Origin of the sequence: Planktothricoides sp. SR001 (assembly GCF_001276715.1) — a bacterium.
Lineage (GTDB): Bacteria > Cyanobacteriota > Cyanobacteriia > Cyanobacteriales > Laspinemataceae > Planktothricoides > Planktothricoides raciborskii.
The window spans coordinates 44,277-61,783 of record NZ_LIUQ01000003.1; the positions used below are offsets into that span (position 1 = coordinate 44,277).

Consider the following 17,507-nt stretch of genomic DNA (forward strand, 5'->3'; position numbering starts at 1 on the left):
TTATTTTAAGTGGCAAAAACTGTGACAATCACTTCTATTTCTTCAATTCGGACAGAACAACACCCTCTGATCCGCAAATTAGCAGACTGCATTGAAGGAGTCTGGCAACGTTATTTAGATTTATCTCCCTACGATTTGCCTGGGGATTTAGGCTATGTGGAAGGGCGATTGGAAGGAGAAAAACTGAGAATTGAAAATCGCTGTTATCAAACCCCGCAGTTTCGCAAGCTGCATTTGGAATTGGCAAAAGTGGGGACGCAATTAGATATTTTGCATTGTGTAATGTTCCCCAATCCTAACTATCCTTTGCCCATGTTTGGCACAGATTTGGTCGGTGGTCGGGGCAAAATTAGTGCCGCGATCGCTGATTTATCTCCCACCAGTCCCACCCTGACTTTGCCCCCCCCTTACATTCAACTATTAAAAGCTTTACCAGAAATTCATTTCTCCCAACCCCGCGATTTACCAGAATGGGGAGATATTTTCTCAGAATTTTGTCTATTTGTCCGACCCAATAGTGAGGGGGAAGAAGAATTATTTCTCTCTCGTGTGGAGTCTTATTTAGAAATTCACTGTCAGATGGCTTTAGCTATGCAACCCGTCGCCGACGAAGAAAGGTTACAGATTATCGCCGGACAAAGAAATTATTGCAGTAAACAGCGTCAGAATGATAAAACTCGGCGGGTTCTGGAAAAAGCTTTTGGGGAAGAATGGGCAGAATCTTATATGACGAATGTACTGTTCGATCTTCCCGAAGATTAGTTGTTATTTTACGGTTTTTCTGTCAGAAAATTAGCTTTTAGGTTTTAGGTTTTTAAGGTTTAATCTGCCTAAGATTTGATCGATAATTTTTTTCGTTTATTTTCTTTATATCAATGGAAAATCTATCACCTCGTCAGCGAAAAATTGCCGCGCGTGTTTTAATTTCTGGCAGAGTTCAGGGGGTTTTTTATCGCGCATCCACCCAAGAAGCTGCACAACTTAAAGCGGTGCATGGTTGGGTGCGAAATCTCCCTGATGGCCGGGTAGAAGCCTTTTTTGAAGGAACAACAGAAGCGGTTGAAGCGATGATTCAATGGTGTCACCAAGGCCCACCGGGAGCGCGAGTTACTAAAGTGGTTGTGGAATATCAGGAATCTCAAGATTTGCCCGGATTTGAAATTCAATATTATCCCCGTTAGGGTAGTGAATGGTTAGCCTAAAAGCTATCATTAAAAGAGTTGGTTAACAATGGAAATAATTAACCACCACCATTCAATAGGTATTATAGCAAGGTTCAGAGATGAGTCGGTGTAGAAGGCGATCCGAATTTCGGTCGGATCGCCTACAATAAACTAAATTCCCGCTCAACGATTCTATGAGGTTGCATAATGACTGTCCTACCTCAGACCTCAGTTGCTGAGATAAAAATTACCTGGCCGAAACTTCCAGAAGACTTTGTACTCCCTGACGACCCAGTGGAAAATTTAGAACATCCTTTATTAGCGAATGCCCTCCGTCAATCTTTGACTCCAGAGTTATGCCAAGACGCCCTAATTACCGCTAACTTTGCATTGTGTGCTGCTATTGATAATCGCCCTATTTGCAAAGCCCCCGATTGGATGTATGTTCGTCCCGTTGCCCCTTGGTCAAATCCTGAACCTCGTCGCAGCTATACTCCTCAGACTGAAGGACCAGTGCCATTAATCGTGATAGAATTCTTATCAGATACTTATGGGGAAGAATATTCCGTAGAATTTCAAAAGCGCATTGGCAAATGGTACTTTTATGAACAAATTATTAAAGTACCCTTTTATGGGATATTTCACCCCCAAAGCGCCGATCTAGAATTGTACGCTTTAGAATCCAACGGATATCAAATTCAGATTCCTGGTGCTAATGGTTTATATTGGATTCCCGGACTAGAGTTATTTTTAGGAGTCTGGCAGGGAACCCGTGACAACCGTACAGGCAATTGGTTGCGCTGGTGGGATGCTGATGGTGAACTGCTTCTATGGCCCGAAGAACGGGCTGAAAAAGAGCGCCAGCGGGCGGAAAAACTAGCGCAACGGTTGCGTGAGTTGGGCGTAGATCCGGATAGTTGATATCATAGATTCGGAAAATTCACCGATAAAATTTACCACAAAGACACAAAGGACACAAAGGGAGATTTCCCTATGTGTCCGCTGTTGTTAAATATGGAAATTAATGGATGCTTAACCTGGGGAATATTGTTGACCCAGTTCTCGGAGTAATTTAGTCAAACTATCCTGCTCTGATTCATTGCTTAACATTTTGACTAAATCTGCCATCTTGAATAAGTCCTGCTTAAATTGCTCATCAGATAGCTGTGACACTAATTTTTCTGGGAAAAAACGGACTAAATCAGGATTATTAGACCATAGTTCCAGGACATTCTTTAATTGGGGAAATTTCTGAATTGACTGATTGTTAGTTAAAACAACTAGAGCATCTTTTAGCTTAGACAATTGATCTTTTTTGATTTGATCGGAAACCAAATCGCCTAACTTCGGTTGAGCATCGGTAATCTTGACTAATTTTTGGATCTGGCGTAAATTACTTTTGTAATTATCGTCAGATAAAATGTCAATTACCTGGCTCAACTGAGACAATTCTTCTTGTTGTTGTTTGTCAGCAAACAGAACACCTAATTGTTTTTCTGTCTTGACAAATGTGGCTAAATCCTGGTAATTAATAGAGTTATTGTTCCAAATAATTCTGTCATCAGCAAACGCAATTCCTCCTTGATAAAACCCAGCACTGGTATCTATCAAAGCAATAACTTTTTCGTTATCGTTGACAGGCAACCATTTTTCTAAAGCCTTTGAGAGCTTATCCAAGGGAATATTAGGAGCAGAGAAAGCATTGGTAAAGCTGTATTTTCCCTGTACCTGATTTTGCAGAAATTGTTTGATATCACCGGGTATTTCTTCTTCCGTATAGGTGTAGGTTCGAGTTTCTACCTCGGAAAGCACTGATTGATCCCGTTTCTTGGCATTTTTGAGGAATGACCAAACTAAAAATGCTGTACCGGATGCAACCGCTGCCGCACCGCCAGTAATTGCAGTAATTCCACCAAGAGCGGCGATCGTCGCAGTCGTTGCCGCCGCACCGGATAAAGTTCCGGCTACGCCCAAAGCACTCGCCGCAGTCCAAGCGGCCAAAACACTTGTAGCGCCAGTAATTGTTCCTGTTCCGATCGCAATTCCCAGGTTTTTTTGGTCTTCACCATCCATTTTTGAGACTAATGCGATCGACAGCATTCCGGCGGCTCCGATCAGGGCGGCTCCTCCGGTAGCTACAGCTAACCCACCGAGCATTCCCAAACCCCCGGTAGCCACAGAACCACCACCCAAAGCAGCTAACGTGGCATTGGTCGCCGCCCCTCCAGATAATGTGCTAATTAGAGTACCCGTACCGGCTGACGCTCCACCTGCACTGAGCAAATTTGTCGATACCGGGACGATCGCTCCTCCGATCTTTCCAGCGTTTTGCACTTGCTTTTTGACCTTTTCACTTTTCTGGACAAGCACCTGAACTTTTTGCTTCAAGTCTTCTTGATTATCTAAATTCTGATCCTTGGCGATCGCATAAACCGCTTTAGCATTATCTGGAATATCCGCTTGAGCGATAAATGAGTTTAAGGCTTTTAAGGTTTCTGTATCTTCTACCGTCTTGCCGTCGCGTACCTGCTGATAAATTGACAGGTAATTGGCTTTTTGTTCTTCGGTTAGTTTTTGACTTTGCAAAATCTCGTTGACTAAAATAAGATCGACGGTTAAAGCCCTTGATGTAGCACTGGCTAACTGATAAGTTCCCTTAATTTCTGATGGCAAGTTTGAATCAGCAACAATTGTATCTAAAGCCGTGAGAGCGTTAAAGTCAGGAACAGGTTCATCCGCACGCACATAAGCAAAAGTTGCTCGAATTAGTTTCTTCTCTTCTGGACTCAGTGTAAAGTTTTCTAAGGTAGAGTCAATGGTTTTCTGAATTCCCACTAAACGCGAATTGGTACTAGCAAGTTGATAGCGCTCTTGAATCTTGCTGTCCAGCTTAGAAGAAGCGATCGCATAATCCAACAAATATAAAGCGCTCAGATCGCTAACATACTCACCATCCTCAATTTGCTCATAGACTGATTTACATTTTTCTTGGCTTGATTCTGGGCGAATAAATTGGATATTTTTCTCAATTTCTTGATAAATTTTTTCTTTTATTCCAATGCTTTTGTCATACAAGGTATGCAACACAAGCGTAATATCTTTACCCTCTAAACCACGCCCCTTGATAGTCATCTCTTGGCCATGTTTAATTTTGGCGGGAATTTCCACCGATAAGTCATCTCCCGATCGCAGAGTAACGATCTGCTTTCCCCCATACCGAGCAGTTTGATAAGGAATAAACATATGATAAGTTTCTAATAAAGTGTTGCAGTTGCCTAATCTTTCGCTATCGCCTTTAGCACTCATTAGAGGAGAACTATTTTGTTTCAGCATAACTAATATCTGAAGAAGTATGACGGTTAATTCTAGTTAAGCATCTGGATTTATAACATTGTTTCCCTGAACCGTGACCAAGCAGGAATCAAACCTAAATTTTTTAGCTAGATTTCAACGATTGGATCGAGGCTATTCTTACCGCTGACTGGCAAACAGACCATAGAAACCGGGCTTTTAGCAAGTCTGGATGAAAGCCTATATTTTGCGTTGATTTACTCGATTTTTCAGTTAGTTCCCGGATCCAAATGACTAAACCCATCCATAGCTATGTTCTCATAAAAAGTGACATAAATTTTAACAACCTATTAAGTTAGCAAATTCTATGGATAAATTCTACAATAGGACTTACAGCGTTTTTCAGACTAATAAACCACGGTAGGGCGAATGGCCATTCGCCCTTGTACGGGCGAGCAAGCGAATCGCCCCTACGGAATGCTTCGCCCCTACAGGTGTTTGTGGTTTATTCAATAGAAAATTGCTGTAGGCAACGACTCTATATATGGGGTATTGGTGTGTCACCGTCTGGGAACAACACCCTACAGATAGCTATGGGCAAATTCTCTCAGGAAAAATCGTGGTTCTAGGAACGCAAGCATTGCGGGCGCAAGCATTGCGGGTGCAAGCCGAAGCGCCCCTACGGATGCAAAACAACCTTATGGCGCTATGAATATGTTAATGAGGAAGGCTTTGCCATGACCGGAAAGAAAATTTTTACTAATGATGATGAGATGTTTGCTTGTCAACTACCCCTAATTTTTCTTTAAACGAAATAGCAAAAATTGCGTCATTTGATCGGCATTAAAATTATCATCGCTGACCAAAATTAAACTTTGACTGCCATCGGGCAAACGCGGCCCCAGAGTCATCGCCTCTAAGTTATCTAAAGTAATTCCTAAATCCTCCAGATTTAACAGCAAGCTTTTCTGGATGGGTTGGACTTTATTTTCTAAGCCAATAAAACTGGGAATACTACTGGTATCTGTTGCCCCACCCAGATTTATTTGAAAAATTTGCGCGTTGTACCCTAAAAATCCAAAAGATCGCTCCAAACTCAATAAATGACCCCCCGGATCTAAAGCTAATAATTCCGATAAGCTATGAATTAAACTCCAACGGGGGTCTTGGCTCATGGGGTAAGCGTATTCGCCAATTAATAACGGTGGCCCATCACTAATTAAGTAATGCAATAGACGGTTAATCACTGGTTGTTCGGGATTAGTGGCGTCTTGGTCTTGTTGTAGGGGTGATTCCGTGGCGGTAAAGATGCGGAACGGATCCACGGTGGCATCCCCAAACCCTCTGGGATTGATGGTCAAAGATTCAAACCCAAGATTATCTTGAACTCCGAGGGTTTGTTCTGAACCTTTCGCATCTGGGATATAACTTTGGGGAATGGGCAAGGCAGAGACAAACTGCCCAGTTTCCCGGTTGAACTCATGGATAAATGGGGGAATGCCCCGATCGCTCACTCCTTCGCTGGAAATAAATAGACTATTGGGCGCAGCAAAGGCAATCCCTTCTGGGTTAATTTCTCCCCTGGGATAGGGTTCCCCGTCTTCTTTAGTGAGAAATGTCACCGCTTCCACTTCCAGATTTTCGATCCGGGGGGCGGTAGGGATCTCTGAGTTTAGATTCAACTTTAAAGTGTAAAAACGGGCTGGGGCATAGTCTCCGCGATCGTCAGAAATAGCGTAGAAGCGATCGCGCTGCCGGTCGTAGGTAATTCCCGACAAACCCCCCACGGGAGTTTTGGCAAATGATTGTTTCGGGAGTTGGTAGGCGTCGAGAAATTCTAAAGACCAATCCAAAAACATTCTTTCTTGGGCAGAAACTTGCGGAATACTACAGCCGACAAGGAATATTAAGCAGGTCAGTATGCCTGTGAATACCCCAGAAATTAGTTGACGATTTTCTCGCTTCACCGAAATCCTCCCAAAATTGTTGCATGCATCAGAATCTATGTCAGACTGACGCGAAATCGCGAAATACTTAGATATTGTATATTGTGGATTGCTAGGTAATGACCACGTAGCTTTTATGTTACCTTTTAAATACCACTAGCGCCAAAATTCACCCAAAACTAAGCCAAAACTAAGCCAAAACTAAGCCAATATTCAGCCAATATTCAGCCAAAACTAAATTTTGTACATAAGGATTAATCGCCCTGGATGAACCATAAAACGCTGCGATTCCGCGCAGCGGATCCCTTACGGGAATCGCTGACGGCTTTAAGTTTGAGTTTAACTTTAACTCAAACGATCTTGCTGTTTGGATTGCTCACACCGTTGATGGCAGTCGCTCGTCAACCGTCCCAATTAATTGAGAGTAATCCCCTCTTATCCACAGAACCGGATCCACTATTGCCCAATCCGCCGAAAAATGGAGAACTGGTATCCCCGGAAAGAGAAATTTTAGCTCAGGCTTTGGATCAATTAAATCTGGAAGCAACCGCTCAGTTAGCAGCGGGAAATACTCCCGTAGCTTTTGCGATTTGGAATCGAGAATTAAGATTGCGACGCTATTTAGGTCCGATGGATGAGTTAGCAGCTTTGAGTCGGGTAGGTGCGATCGCTTGGCAACAAGAGGACAGTACCCAGTTACGCATCATTACACGACGATTAGAAAACCTGGAGGTGGATCATTGTCCACCAGCCAAAAATTCCTGTGGACTGGAATTTTTAGCCGCCTTGGTTCAGGGTTATGAATCAGTAAAAGCGCGAGATTTGGCCATTAAAGTTTATCAAACTATGTTGGCGGATGCCCAAAATCGGCAGGATATTGAGACTACTAAAAATTTATGGAGTGCGATCGCCCGTCTTGCTTTGGAAAAGCTGGATTATGTAGCCGGAGCAATGGCTTATGAGCAGTTATTAGCGATCGCGGAAACTGAGGGAAATCAGCCCCAAATAATTAACTATGTAGAGCAACTGAGTTATATATACTCCCAAGCCAAACAATACCCACAGGCGATCGCCATGCGGCAGCGGTTAGTACAGTTTTATCTCAATGCTCAAGACTTAAGATTAATCCCCGAATTAAAACTCGTGATCGGGCAGGACTATCAAATCTTAAATCAGCTAAACTTAGCCATCAACAATTATCAAGAAAGCTATACTTTAGCCTGGACATTGCAACAGTTTGCCGTCGCCAGAGAAGCCTTAATTAAAATTGCCAATATTTATCAACAAGCTGCGGAATTAGAAAAAGCAATCCAAGTCTATGAAGCCTTAGTAATTGTCGATCAACGCGCCACTAATTTTTATGGGTTAATGACGACCTATTGGCAACTGGGTAAACTCTATAGAATGCGGGAAAATTACCCCCAGGCGATCGCGGCTTTTCAAAAAGGCTTACAAATTTCTCAGCAATTTCAGTTCACCGATCTTCAATCGGACTTTCAACAAAATCTAGAAGAACTGCAACGGTAATGTTATTGGTTGATGGTTGTTGGTTGGTTGTTGTTGGTTGATTGTTGTTGGTTGTTTGTTGGCAAACCGCGAACAACAATCAACAAAAGAATCCCTACCCAAGAACCAAGAACAAAAGAATCCCTACCCAAGAACAAAAGAATCCCTACCCAACAAACAACAACCATCAACCAACAACAATCAACAATCAACAATCAACAAATCCTTATTTTTCCATTTGATCAATTTCCGTCAGCTTAGACTTAGAAATGCTTGAGTAAAATTTGTACTGATTTTTACCGAGTTCTTTTGCTGCATACATTGCTTGATCCGCCGCCTTAACCAAATCATCGGGAAGCTGACTATCTTCCGGGTATAAACTAACCCCAATACTGGCTGTAACTTTAGCGGTATTGTTTCCATCAACTAAAATCGGTTCTGTCACCATCGCTAATATTTTTTCCGCCACGATCGCCACATTACTGGTCTGAGCAATTGCGGGTAAAATCACCGTAAATTCATCCCCCGCTAAACGAGCAACCGTATCAGTTCCCCGCAAGCAATTTTTCAATCTCTGAGCCACGGTTTTGAGCAGGACATCACCGGCATCATGGCCATAGCGATCGTTAATCAGTTTAAACCCATCTAAATCTAAAAACATCAACGCCACTGACTGCTGATTAAATTCCGCCCATTCTAAACTTTGCATCAACCGTTCGTAAAAGAGTTTCCGATTAGGTAAGCCAGTTAGGGCATCGTGATAGGCAATATAACGCAGACGATTATGGGATGTTTGTAATTCTTCATTAGAACGAGTTAATTCTGCCGCAGTTCGCCGCAGTTCTTCTTCCATTTGTTTTCTTTCAGTGATATCTCGCAGCACCCCGACTAAAAATAAATTTCCCGCCGCATCTTTATGCAGCGATCGCTTCGTAGCCATGAAATAAGTATTGCCTAGAGAATCGGTAAATGTCTCTTCATGTTCGCTGGATTTCCCACTCAGAAAAACCAACTCAGCTTGTTCCCAAAAAATATCCGCTTCTTTTTCTGGGAAAAACTTTTCCTGCGACCCATTAATTAAAGTATCAATCGAATGGCCAAGTAAATTGGCAAATGCTTGATTAAGCACAATCCATTTATGATTTCTATCTTTAACAAAAATCGGATCAGCCACCGTGTTAATAATCCCTTGTAAAAAATCTTTAGAACGTTTCAGTTCTTCCTCCAGGTGAGCCAAATATCCGGTAATTACAATTGCTGAACCGGCTAAAGTTAGACTGGCAGGAATCAAAGGCAACCACCAATTTACCAGAAACGCTAGATAGCAAATCAACAATAAACCGATTTCTAACAACAGAATCCCCGCCAAGTTGAGATAGGGCGATCGCCAGCGCCAACTCAGATAAGCGCCGATCGATGACCAAGCAAAAATCCAGATCCATTCCACTGGGTCTGGCCAGAATTTAAGCAATAAACTCTGGCCATCGATCGCCGCATTAAGCAACTGACTCAGAAAATTTGCATGGAGTTCAACTCCAGCCATTTTATCCGGTTTTTTAAAAATATTTGCACTATAAGGTGTTGAGAAAAAATCTTTCAAACTTTTAGCCGTATTCCCAATCAGAACAATACGACCTTTAATTTCCTCTGGTGGAACTTTATCTTCTAAAACATCGCTAAAAGACCAAGTAGGAAAACCCCCCTCAATTCGGTAAAAATTCACCAACAGTTGATATCCGCCATTATCCGCTCTAACATAAGCGCCATCGTTAGGTTTAAAAGGACGCAAGACGGTTTTTCCTAACTGTAGATCCCACGGATTGTTAGCGGATTGTATCAGTTCAATGCCTTCCTGTTCGAGATATTTAAAAGCTAACTGAAAAGCAAAACTTCTATGGGCTTTGTTATCGGAAGTCCACCAATAAATTAAGTTTTTCCGCAAGATACCATCCGAATCAGTCTGAGTATTATTAAAACCGATTTGTTCGAGGGGAAGACCAGGGGGCGGTGAAACTTCAAAGTTATACTCATCTTGAGCCGCAACTTGTCGAATCCCGATAATATTGGGCATACGGGCAAATACTTCTTGTAATTCAGCATTACCCGGTTCTACCGGCAGATCCCGAAAAATATCCAGACCAATTAATCTAGCACCTTGGGCATTTAATTTCTTTAGTAATGCTGCCATAATTTCATCGGGAATTGGATACTTACCAATCTTGCGTAAATCTTCCTCATCAACTCCAATAATCACAACCCGATTCTCTTGGGACTCTGCGGGTTTCCAGCGAAACAACTGATCCAGGGCGGCTAATTCCCACCCTTGCAATATACCCGTTAATCTGATCAGGACAATACAAGTAGCCACCCCAAATGAAGTTAGCAGAACTCGACTCTGTGGCTTAATGAACTGCTTCAGAGTTGACCAGATATGTTTTGGAGATTTCTTTTCCTTGACGATCATTGAAAACCCAATTAATAATTCGGCATTGAGCAATTTGTTTTATAGGCGGCATTCGATTCAGGCAAGCCCAAGAATGCTTTTTCTGGTGAATAGTTGTGAAATCAGCTCAAGAAATCCGCTCAAAATCGATCGAGAGGAACCCCAATGATTCAGAGCGAACAACATAGATGCCCTGAGTCATTAAAACCAGCCAGTTGGTTGTTGGTCTACTGATAAGGAAAAGGATGGATAAATCCGCGATCGCCCTGATAATTAGATAAATCCGCTAGAGTTTCTAAACGTTGCACCCCTGCATATACTTGACCATTAATCTGCCAGCTAGGATATCCTGCAAGTCCAGCCGCTTTGCACATTTGCGGACGAGCATTTTTGCCCTTGGGATCGCATTCCACATAATCGATTAGGGCAAAAGCTTGCTGACCAAAAAGTTCTTTTTGTTCATGACAATGGGGACACCAATAAGCCCCATAATTTTTGGCTCCAATTGCAGTCAAATGCCGAGCTAAATCCATTTCTGCTTTTCCCGATTTATTAGTAATTGGCAGCCCAATTTCCCCTGGGATATTCACCGCTTCACTGGATGAAGCGGTTGAAGAATCTGCCGTTGGCGTTACATTGGCGTAAATTCCGGTGACTCCAACCAGTGTCACCATGCCAATGACGCAGCCGGTCATAAATAGTTGCCCTGGATCCAGCCAATTCCGACCAATGATGGTCAAGGTAAACAGGGTCACGGAAAAGATAGCTGAAGCGATACAGTATGGACATAATGCCTGAATTTTAAACAGCATCACATACATGAGATAGCTGCTAAATACCAGCATGGCGACACCGAGACTAAACATCAGCAACCAAGTGGTTTCTTGGACTTTAGACTGAAAAGATTTATCGGTTTTTTGCCGCAACAACCAGGGCAAGAAAGCTAAGAATGCCATCGCGATATAGGCTAATAACCCATAGAGGGTTAAAGGCAGACCAAAGACTGTGGCATAGTCACTTTGCAAAACTTCTTTACACCCACTGGTGGGACAAACATCCGCAGCAGTTCCCGATAACTCAGCCGCTGTTAGCCATGCGGTTTCTAGGCAACCCACTAAGGCGATCGCCCCAATTAAATGACGCGACCATTGATGAATCCAAGGAATAGATTTTCGACTTGTCATTCTCCCCCCAAATTAAATAATCGATACTGGGCGTGACATCTTTCTCGATTCTGACATATCTCACATATAGAAGTAGAGAGCGCGGTGAATGGTTCCAGATTTGAGATGAACAGACTGCACATCTAAATCGGACATTTTACCGGCTCTCTAGGATTTCTTTTGCTCTGTGGTTGCGGGAAATGCTGCTGGAAATGGTTCAAATTTTATTTCCAGGGGCAGCAGGGGGCTATGAACGGCTATCTAACTTAATTTGCCCTGCTTAAACTAACATCCGCTCGGTTTGATCGATCGCGCTGCTTCCACAAACTGACTCACCCGTAAGGGGTCGATCGGTTGGTCGATTTGACCGTGGCGTTTGAGCGAATTAGCGACAATCACACCATCGGCAGAGGGTAGCAGAGTGGCAATATTGTCCCAATTGGCGCCACTGCCAATGAAAACCGGAGTCTCTGCGGCGGCTATCTTAGCAATTTCTAGGTCTTCGAGTACAGGAGGGCTACCTGTAGCCCAGCCAGAAATAATGACGGCATCAGCTAAACCTCGCTCAATAGTATCTTTGACGGCATGAGTGAGATTAGTCGATTCTAATGCTTGAGCGTGTTTGACGAGAACATCGGCGAAGATTTTCACCTCGGATCCGAGTTCCCGTCGGTAACGAAGCAGTTGATGAGCTTGTCCTTCAATTAAGCCTTGGTCAGTAGCCATGACACCTGTAAGAACATTCACCCGGATGAATTGGGCGCCCACACAAGAGGCGATCGCCAAACCACTGTGAGCGTCATTTCGCAGGACATTAATCCCAATTGGCAGAGTAACTAAATTCATTAGCTTTTCTACCAAGATCGTCATCGCACTGACAACGGCTGGGTCTACAGTACCTTTGGTAAAAGGAGCGTCGAAAAAATTTTCGACGATAATCCCATCGACTCCACCAGCGGCTAAAGCGGTCGCTTCGCGCTCCGCTCGCTCGATCACTGTTTTGAGATTGCCACTCCATCTAGGAGAAGTGGGCAGTGGCAATAAATGGACAACACCAATGATTGGCTTGGGGGTTTTGAATATCTGCTGAATTAAGTCCACGTGCTTTCCATTCGGACTCGGCTTTTCAATAAATTAACCCGTTAAATACGAGTTAACACCTAAACTTTTTTAGAGTTTAAATCGATAAATGATTATATTGGTACTATAACCCTAGATGGATCAACCTATTTCTACTTCAGTCCGAGAAAAAGCTGAAATCCGCTTTGATTGGCCGATTTATCTGGGAATCGCCAAATTTTTTTCTGCTACCCAATTCCATCGGTGTAACCGAGCCAGCATTCCGAGGGAAGATCAGTGAATATTCCACTTATTATTTGCACAATTTTTTTGATAATTTTTGGGTTTTTTTTGGCAGGCGAAGTCCTCTTACGACTGAGATTTGGCTTGGGAACCCCTTTGATTTACTTGCCTGACCCGGAAATTGGCTATATTCTCGCGCCCAATCAACAAGTCCGTCGGTTAGGCAATTTAATTGCAATTAACCAGTATTCGATGCGGAGTCCGGTCATGGAAAAATCTCCCCCAGAAGGAACATGGCGGATTTTACTCCTGGGGGATTCGGTGGCCAATGGCGCCTGGTGGACCGACCAAGGTCAGACGATTTCCGCACTTATGACCAATCAGTTACAAGCAACTTGTTCAGCAACTTTATCCGCAGGGTCAACGGAGAGAACATCATCAAATGTCAAAAATATCCAGGTGGAAGTCCTCAACGCTTCTGCAAATTCTTGGGGGCCAAGGAATGAGTTAGCCTTTTTACGCCGGATGGGGAGTTTTGGCGCGAAGGTGGTGGTTTTACTGATTAATACCGATGATTTATTTGCGGCAGCCCCTAGTTCTCTCCCGGTTGGGCGCGATCGCAACTACCCAGACAAAAAACCTGCCCTAGCCTGGTTTGAACTATTCACTCGTTACATATTACCCGCCCCCAAAGTTCCCACCGCCCCCAAAGAACCGGGGGATCCGGTCGATCGCAACCTAGAAGCCATTCGACAAATCAAACTCTTAACCCAAGAAAGCAATAGTCATCTACTGGTGGCCATGACGCCACTCTTGAGAGAAACCGGCAACCCAACCACCCCACGGGACTATGAACAGAAAGCCAGGGCTAGGATACGGTCGTTCACCCAAGCCGAAAAAATTTTCTACCTGGATTTTTTACCAATTTTCAACCGCCAAGAACAACCAGCCAGCTTATACCGGGATCACATTCACCTCAGTCCCACCGGCAACCAGCTTGTCAGCCAAACCCTCTGCCAAATAATTCAACGAGAAACCGGGTTTCTATAACAATTTTGGTGGCCTCACCTACGATTTTTTAAAGTATCGTAGGGTGCGTTAGCGACAGCGTAACGCACCATATTCTATGTCTTACGCAGTAGCGAAGTATCGTAGGGTGCGTTAGCGACAGCGTAACGCTTATTTCTATAAAAGAAAGCGCAAAGTATCGTAGGGTGCGTTAGCGACAGCGTAACGCTTATTTCTATAAAAGAAAGCGCAAAGTATCGTAGGGTGCGTTAGCGACAGCGTAACGCACCATATTCTATGTGCAGCATTTAACCTTCTCAAATCTGTTCATAGTATCGTAGGGTGCGTTAGCGACAGCGTAACGCACCATATTCCATATCTTACGCAGGCACCGCCACGGGGTTAACACACTCCAGATTTGGCGAACTCCAGGCTTGGCCATCCAAAGCCATCTGCTCAATCACACTAGCCAAACGCAAAGCTTTAAGGGCTTGTTGACCGCCCACCGAAGGTTGCTGTCCACCCCGGACGCAATTCACAAAATGCTCTAACTCAGCGTGCAGGGGTTCTATATTGCTGGTGTAAACTTTTTCAATCAAACCATCTTGGCGATAAAGCACTTGACCATAGTCCGTCATATAGTCCGCCGTAGTCTGCCGATGAATCAGAATTTCATTATTCAGAAAATCCGCCTCAGTCAGGGAGTTGTGGCAATGAGCCATCAAACGGCGAATTTTGCGATGAGTCACCTTGCTGGCAGTTAGAGTGGCGACAACTCCATTGGCAAACCCCAGGGTGGCAGTGACATAGTCCACGGGTGGGGCAGACTGTGCTTGCCTAATGGGCCAATGAGGGGTTTTCTTTTCGGCTTGATTGTGGTAAACCCGCGAACCGCTGGCCGTTAAGCGAATCACTGGAGAACCCACTAATTCCAACAGCAAATCAATATCGTGAATCATTAAATCCAAAACCACGGAGACATCGTTAGCGCGATGAGAATATGGACTCATGCGATGGGCTTCTACAGCCAGTAACTCCTCGGTTTTCAGGACTTTACTGAGTTCTTGGAAAGCTGGGTTGAAGCGTTCAATGTGACCCACTTGCAGGATACAGCCCGAATCCGCAGCGGCATTAACTAAAGATTCGGCTTCCGCAATACTAGAGGCAATTGGCTTTTCAATTAAAACGTGAACCCCTGATTGTAGACAGGTCATGCCGACGGAGTGATGCAAGCGAGTGGGGACGGCAATACAGACCGCTTCTACATGGGGCAGCAAGTCCTGATAGTCTTCAAAAAACCGAATGCGATATTTGCTGGCGATGTCTAGACCTCTTTCCACATTGATATCCGCCACACCGACTAATTCAATATCTTTCAGCAGACTCAGAACACGAGTGTGATGTTGTCCCATGTTGCCCACCCCAATTACGCCAACTCTCAGGGGTTGAGGTTGACTGCGTACATGAGAATTGATCGGTCGGGTTAAAATGTAATTATTTTTTTGCATTTTTGGTTTTTACTCCTCACACCATAAACAATTTGCCTGTCACGAGGCATTCGGGATCTCACACCACTTGTGATAGTAACACAATGTATCTCTTTGTAAAGAATTTCAAAGTTACCTGGAAGTTCCTTAAGCAAAGGGAGAATAGATGGACAAAATTAATCGTAGTTATTTCTGAGCGATCGCTCTGATTAATTTTTTTTGGTATCAACTGACACTTCTATCTGTACCTTTGGACTTGAGAGAGAATCCGGAAAATTCATGCGGTGCCGGAAAATTAATTTTTTGTATCCTAGTTATCAGTGAGATAGTTGGGAGAGCTTGGTTGCGGTTTAAGGGGGCGCGATCGCGCCCCCTGCCAGAGGCATATCCCTGTATTTCTTATTGGCTTGACCATCCCATTTACTCGGTTATCAATCAATCAGATGAATCAATCAGCGGATTTTTAATTTTTTTACTTATTTTATGGATTTTTCTCAATTACTAGGTTTATTTCGGCGCAAGTAGGGGCAGTTCGCGAACCGCCCATAATGCTTTTTTTATTAAAACCGGTATAATTTATAATTTATTCTTTTTGCCATAAAAAAATAGAGATTTGCGGCAACAAATCTCTATTTTTTATGTTTAATAATTCATCCCCAAAAAGAAACCGGGTTTCTAAAATAACTTTTGCCGGAAATCGGAAATCTGATCAATAAATCCGGTTTCTGTAGTTAGAAAGTAGAACCATTCCAGCCCCACATCGAACCTTTGGCGTCATTAAACTCAATATAAATGCGATTTTGGGGAACCCCCAGAGATTGATTAATTTTTTGGCAAAAATCCTCACTCATACTTTGAGTTTGAGTCGAAGTCATACTGCCAATACTTTTAATTTCTATGTAACAAACTGGGTCGGTTGTTCCCGCAAAGGTCATCGGCACATCTGAGTCAAAAGCAGTCATTACATAAGACTCTGGCTTACCCAGATGTTTGGCTAAACTCGCGGAAAGGGTTTTAAGTAAACTTTCCACCTCTGTTTTTGGCGGAGTCGAAACCGTGGTTTTTACTGCGATCAAAGGCATAAATCAAACAAGCAATGATGGACTAAGGAAAATTCAGAATCGCGAGGTAGCCGCGCTGAATGGATTTAATTAAAATACTCGGATTTTTTTATCCACCGTAATTCCATCCGGTACTTTCCAGCAAGAGGGGCTCACCCTCTCGGTGAACTCCGGCAGCAATCACTTCTCCGACATAAACGGTATGATCGCCATGTTCCACGGAACCCACGACTTTGCACTCTACATAGCCCAAAGAGTCGGAGATAATAGGACAGCCAGTTTCTCCTATGTAGGATTCCACGTCTTCAAACTTATTGCCCACCAGACGCTGAGGCTTAAAGAATTTTTGCGCCACATCTTTTTGACCAGCTTCGAGGACGCTGAGGGAAAAAACCCCACTGGCTTTGATCATGGCGTGAGAAATCGAGTCACTTTTGACGCAGTTGACGACCAGAGGGGGCTGAAAGGAAGCCTGCATCACCCAACTGGCGGTAAACCCGTTGACATTTTCCCCGTCACAGACTCCACAGATGTAAAGCCCGTGGGGGATTTTCCGCAGAATTGTTTTTTTGGCTTGTTCGTCTAGCAAGGGATTCAGTAGCTCCAAGGATATGACATTGCACAGTTTACCAAAATTATTATCTCCAGATGCGACTCTTGGGCGATCGGGCCCGGTGCCGAGATATCGCAATCAAGTTCCCGCTACCCAACTAAGTAGACGGGCAGAAATAAATGCATCACAGACCAGATCAGAAGAAAAACTGTCATTCCCGCGCAGGCGGGAATCCAAAGCCTATCGGCGGAGAACGAAAAGTGCAATTGATTATGTTCACCTACTTATAAACATCACCCACCGATATCGGTGGGCATTTTCCGAGGAATTCGATAAATCGCCAGAGTATCATTAAGTTAGCTAAAGAAATTTTTAATGGTTTCAAAGACCGTTTCTTCTTTGTAATCTTTGAATTCTCCCGCATCAAACCACATCCCATAGCAAACGGGACATTTTTCATAAAAAATATGGGATTGTTTCAAGTCCGTATTTTGGTCATCTTGGTTTGACATTTGGGACAGTTAATTTCTCTGGTTTGATTAAATTTTTGGCCGGTTTGCGGATCTCCTACATCGATACTTTCA

15 protein-coding genes are annotated in these 17,507 nt (G+C 43.6%); 6 read left to right on the forward strand and 9 right to left on the reverse strand.

Annotated elements, in window-relative coordinates; translation table 11 throughout:
• The first annotated feature begins 21 nt into the window (after window positions 1-21).
• From AM228_RS02585 to AM228_RS02595, 3 genes are all read left to right on the forward strand, one after another.
• On the forward strand, window positions 22-762 hold the full coding sequence (locus AM228_RS02585; RefSeq protein ID WP_054464543.1) for a phycocyanobilin:ferredoxin oxidoreductase: 741 nt from the start codon (window positions 22-24) through the stop codon (window positions 760-762).
• 113 nt (window positions 763-875) lie between these two features.
• A complete protein-coding gene (locus AM228_RS02590) occupies window positions 876-1,181 on the forward strand; it encodes an acylphosphatase (protein WP_054464544.1) in 306 nt (101 codons plus the stop codon).
• A gap of 189 nt (window positions 1,182-1,370) precedes the next feature.
• Window positions 1,371-2,084, forward strand: coding sequence for a Uma2 family endonuclease (locus tag AM228_RS02595; protein ID WP_054464545.1), 714 nt, complete (start codon window positions 1,371-1,373; stop codon window positions 2,082-2,084).
• Between the two features lie 111 nt (window positions 2,085-2,195).
• Here AM228_RS02595 and AM228_RS34825 read toward each other — a convergent pair whose 3' ends face one another.
• Window positions 2,196-4,496 carry a hypothetical protein gene (locus AM228_RS34825; protein ID WP_231636556.1) on the reverse strand — a complete coding sequence of 767 codons (2,301 nt, stop codon included), beginning with the start codon at window positions 4,494-4,496 and terminating at the stop codon, window positions 2,196-2,198.
• 502 nt (window positions 4,497-4,998) lie between these two features.
• On the opposite strand from AM228_RS34825, the gene AM228_RS31645 reads away from it, so the two are divergent.
• Window positions 4,999-5,166, forward strand: coding sequence for a hypothetical protein (locus AM228_RS31645; RefSeq protein WP_156331480.1), 168 nt, complete (start codon window positions 4,999-5,001; stop codon window positions 5,164-5,166).
• 82 nt (window positions 5,167-5,248) lie between these two features.
• Here AM228_RS31645 and AM228_RS02605 read toward each other — a convergent pair whose 3' ends face one another.
• A complete protein-coding gene (locus AM228_RS02605; RefSeq protein ID WP_231636557.1) occupies window positions 5,249-6,421 on the reverse strand; it encodes an esterase-like activity of phytase family protein in 1,173 nt (390 codons plus the stop codon).
• A gap of 246 nt (window positions 6,422-6,667) precedes the next feature.
• Between AM228_RS02605 and AM228_RS02610 the strand changes: the two genes are divergently transcribed.
• On the forward strand, window positions 6,668-7,927 hold the full coding sequence (locus AM228_RS02610) for a lipopolysaccharide assembly protein LapB (protein ID WP_054464546.1): 1,260 nt from the start codon (window positions 6,668-6,670) through the stop codon (window positions 7,925-7,927).
• A 205-nt stretch (window positions 7,928-8,132) separates the two neighbouring features.
• Here the strand turns inward: AM228_RS02610 and AM228_RS02615 are convergent, their stop codons facing one another.
• From AM228_RS02615 to btpA, 3 genes are all read right to left on the reverse strand, one after another.
• The gene (locus AM228_RS02615; protein ID WP_054464695.1) at window positions 8,133-10,370 is read right to left on the reverse strand and encodes a CHASE2 domain-containing protein; all 2,238 of its coding nucleotides are present in this window, start codon (window positions 10,368-10,370) and stop codon (window positions 8,133-8,135) included.
• A 206-nt stretch (window positions 10,371-10,576) separates the two neighbouring features.
• On the reverse strand, window positions 10,577-11,533 hold the full coding sequence (locus tag AM228_RS02620; protein WP_054464547.1) for a vitamin K epoxide reductase family protein: 957 nt from the start codon (window positions 11,531-11,533) through the stop codon (window positions 10,577-10,579).
• Window positions 11,534-11,797: 264 nt separating this feature from the next.
• A complete protein-coding gene (gene btpA / locus AM228_RS02625) occupies window positions 11,798-12,613 on the reverse strand; it encodes a photosystem I biogenesis protein BtpA (protein ID WP_054464548.1) in 816 nt (271 codons plus the stop codon).
• A gap of 261 nt (window positions 12,614-12,874) precedes the next feature.
• Here btpA and AM228_RS02630 point away from each other — a divergent pair, with 261 nt between their 5' ends.
• Window positions 12,875-13,864: an SGNH/GDSL hydrolase family protein gene (locus tag AM228_RS02630; RefSeq protein WP_054464696.1), complete on the forward strand. Its 990-nt coding sequence runs from the start codon at window positions 12,875-12,877 to the stop codon at window positions 13,862-13,864.
• Window positions 13,865-14,202: 338 nt separating this feature from the next.
• On the opposite strand, the gene AM228_RS02635 is transcribed toward AM228_RS02630, so the two are convergent.
• The 4 genes from AM228_RS02635 to AM228_RS34830 all read right to left on the reverse strand — a co-directional run bounded on the left by AM228_RS02635 (window position 14,203) and on the right by AM228_RS34830 (window position 17,435).
• A complete protein-coding gene (locus tag AM228_RS02635; RefSeq protein ID WP_054464549.1) occupies window positions 14,203-15,330 on the reverse strand; it encodes a Gfo/Idh/MocA family protein in 1,128 nt (375 codons plus the stop codon).
• Between the two features lie 710 nt (window positions 15,331-16,040).
• Complete coding sequence (locus tag AM228_RS02645; protein ID WP_054464551.1) at window positions 16,041-16,391, reverse strand: phenylpyruvate tautomerase MIF-related protein; 351 nt, start codon at window positions 16,389-16,391, stop codon at window positions 16,041-16,043.
• Window positions 16,392-16,479: 88 nt separating this feature from the next.
• Window positions 16,480-16,959: a flavin reductase family protein gene (locus tag AM228_RS02650; RefSeq protein ID WP_054464697.1), complete on the reverse strand. Its 480-nt coding sequence runs from the start codon at window positions 16,957-16,959 to the stop codon at window positions 16,480-16,482.
• 320 nt (window positions 16,960-17,279) lie between these two features.
• Window positions 17,280-17,435 (reverse strand): zf-TFIIB domain-containing protein, encoded by a 156-nt coding sequence (locus AM228_RS34830; protein WP_231636561.1) that lies wholly within the window; start codon window positions 17,433-17,435, stop codon window positions 17,280-17,282.
• Between the last annotated feature and the right edge of the window lie 72 nt (window positions 17,436-17,507).

Excerpts from the sequence above, each read along its gene's own strand:
- AM228_RS02590 (WP_054464544.1), top strand. The coding sequence starts at position 876 with ATGGAAAATCTATCACCTCGTCAGCGAAAAATTGCCGCGCGTGTTTTA.
- AM228_RS02595 (WP_054464545.1), top strand. The coding sequence starts at position 1,371 with ATGACTGTCCTACCTCAGACCTCAGTTGCTGAGATAAAAATTACCTGG.
- AM228_RS34825 (WP_231636556.1), bottom strand. The coding sequence starts at position 4,496 with ATGCTGAAACAAAATAGTTCTCCTCTAATGAGTGCTAAAGGCGATAGC.
- AM228_RS31645 (WP_156331480.1), top strand. The coding sequence starts at position 4,999 with ATGGGGTATTGGTGTGTCACCGTCTGGGAACAACACCCTACAGATAGC.
- AM228_RS02610 (WP_054464546.1), top strand. The coding sequence starts at position 6,668 with ATGAACCATAAAACGCTGCGATTCCGCGCAGCGGATCCCTTACGGGAA.
- AM228_RS02615 (WP_054464695.1), bottom strand. The coding sequence starts at position 10,370 with ATGATCGTCAAGGAAAAGAAATCTCCAAAACATATCTGGTCAACTCTG.
- AM228_RS02620 (WP_054464547.1), bottom strand. The coding sequence starts at position 11,533 with ATGACAAGTCGAAAATCTATTCCTTGGATTCATCAATGGTCGCGTCAT.
- AM228_RS02635 (WP_054464549.1), bottom strand. The coding sequence starts at position 15,330 with ATGCAAAAAAATAATTACATTTTAACCCGACCGATCAATTCTCATGTA.
- AM228_RS02645 (WP_054464551.1), bottom strand. The coding sequence starts at position 16,391 with ATGCCTTTGATCGCAGTAAAAACCACGGTTTCGACTCCGCCAAAAACA.
- AM228_RS34830 (WP_231636561.1), bottom strand. The coding sequence starts at position 17,435 with ATGTCAAACCAAGATGACCAAAATACGGACTTGAAACAATCCCATATT.